The following is a 2,245-nucleotide window of genomic DNA, read 5'->3' as shown; positions in this document are numbered from 1 at the left end:
CAACAGCAGTAGTCAACGCTCTCGATCCTGAACTCGCCCTGTCCGGCGGACTTGCTATGAACCGCTGGCCTCAACTCACCCTGGCAGACAGGGCCCGGTGACGCCGGTCGTCGTGGCGAGCTTGACCCGAGCGCTCACGGTGAAACTCGCGTCCGTACGGACCGTGACAGCGGCCCCCGTGGTGCGGTTCGTATAGGTGAGCGGCCCGGCAGTAGCGGCGTACCCGCTGGTGCCGTTGAGCGACAGCGCGCTGCCACGGTTGCCGCGGCCTGTGACCCGGGTGCCACCGCTCAAGGTCAGCGTGTTGTTGTTCTCAGCTACATCCTTCGATGTGGTGGCGTTCGCAACGTCGTCGAAGTCCCACGTGGCGGCCGGCCCGGAACCGTGTAACACCGTGAAGGTGTACTTAGCCGCGTCTTTGGAGAAGTTGCCGGCACGGTCTTTCGCCCACACGTAGAGGGTTTTGGTGCCGTCGGTCTTCGGGGTCCAGGATGGGATCTCTCCGGTGAAATCGGCTTTCACCGGCACAGTGGGAGCATCCTTCTGAGAACCGCTGTCGAAGCTCCACGCATACCCGAAGATGTCTTCCCGCTGTTTCCGGGCTTCTTCATCCGACACACCTGTAATCACTGGAGCGGCGATCACGAACTTGCCGGGATAGCCGACGCCGCCGCTCGGGGTGCTCGACGAGTAGTCGGGCGAACTGAGTGCGCCGGGATTCGGCGGTTTCGTGGCGTCTACGGTGAACTCACAGGTCTTCTCCGACCAAGTCTCCATAACGTCGGCGGCAGTGGCGGAAGCGCGGTCTCTGGTCTTTGCGTTCCAGCCGTAGGTGACACCGTCGGCGAGCGTTGGCAGGGCGGCCGACACGGCCTCACCGTTACCGCCCGCCTTCGACACCGTGGTCTTGCTCGTGGGCGTCTTGACGTTCCAGAGGTAGAAGCTCGTGGTGAGCTCGGATTCCTTGTCCTTGTCCGCTTGCTTGCCAGCAACCGTGACACCGGACGTCTTCGTCACCCAGGGACGAGCCGAGCCGGTCTTGCAGGAATCCTTGACGCCGTCGGTCATCTGCTCGGTCAGTGGGGACGGCGCGCCGTTGTACGTGACCGACAGCCGCGCCGTCGACGGCTTGTACCGCTTCCACTGGTTCTTCGTCGACTCGTCGATCGCCTTCATGCCGAACGTCACGACGCTGTCCGAGTCGCTGACCATGTTCGTCACATCGAACTCGATGTCGCCCGCGCCGATGCAGCCGTGCACCGCACCGTACTTGCGCTTGGCCATGACCGTCGCGTACCTGCCCCAGCCCTTGGGCGGGTTGTTCCAAGTCGTCGCGGACGTAATCCCGGTGCCCATCCGCCACACCCGTGCGCTGCTGGCCGGGTTGCACGTCCACGACCAGCGCTGCTGGATGATGAACTTGGCGTCGCTGACCTTGCCCTTGACGCCGGTCATGTCCAGCCGGAAAAACGACCGGATGATGTGATCTGCGCACCCGCTGCAATCCTCGGTCCGGCCCACACCCGCAGAGCCGGTGATCGAACCGTCGGTCAGCGCGGTCGTATTCTTCCAGAACGACTTCGTGGGGTACTTGCTCCACACCGACGTCCAGGCCCCACCCGACAGGTAGCCGGTGACAAGCGGGTCGATGTAGACCGGGTACCGCGTCCGCGGATCGGTGAGCATCGCCTGGTCCGGCATGATGGTGACCGACTCGTCGCTGACCTTGACCGGCATCACCGCCTGCCGCACCCGGTCACCCTGGGTCTCCTCACCCGAAGGGCCGAGATCATTCGGCCGCGTCTCCCCCGAAGCCATGGCCTGCTGCTCCACCGACTCCGACGAATCCCACATCAGCGGGGCCGGCGCGGCGAACACCTCCGCACCGGAGGAGTCACGGGCGCTCAAGCCCCCGGCAGCGCTCTTGCCCACCGAGACACCCTTGGTGTCCAGCCCGAACTTCAGCGACCGCAGGTCCGGGTTCCCCGCCGCGTTGCGGGTCCGCACCACCAGCACCTCGGAAAACCCGGTGGCCGAGGCGGTCACCTGGAGGTCAACGCCCGGAAGAACGTTCGGGTAGGTCGCGGTGTCACCCTTGAGCTTCGGCTTCGGCAGGTCACCCGTCCAGCGCAGGGTGATCTCACGGTCACCCCCTGTCTGCCAGGGTGAGTTGAGGCCAGCGGTTCATAGCAAGTCCGCCGGACAGGGCGAGTTCAGGATCGAGAGCGTTGACTACTGCTGTTGA

The 2,245-nt window shown here is 64.8% G+C and carries 1 protein-coding gene; it reads right to left on the bottom strand.

Annotated features, from left to right (window positions below):
* Nucleotides 1-75: 75 nt before the first annotated feature.
* A complete protein-coding gene (locus AB0I88_RS41215; protein ID WP_361037741.1) occupies nucleotides 76-2,046 on the bottom strand; it encodes a hypothetical protein in 1,971 nt (656 codons plus the stop codon).
* Nucleotides 2,047-2,245: the final 199 nt, after the last annotated feature.

The sequence above is a fragment of the Actinoplanes sp. NPDC049802 genome (genome assembly GCF_040656595.1).
Taxonomy (GTDB): domain Bacteria; phylum Actinomycetota; class Actinomycetes; order Mycobacteriales; family Micromonosporaceae; genus Actinoplanes.
Note: the sequence above shows the minus strand (reverse complement) of the source record. Positions and strands in the feature narration are given on the sequence as shown.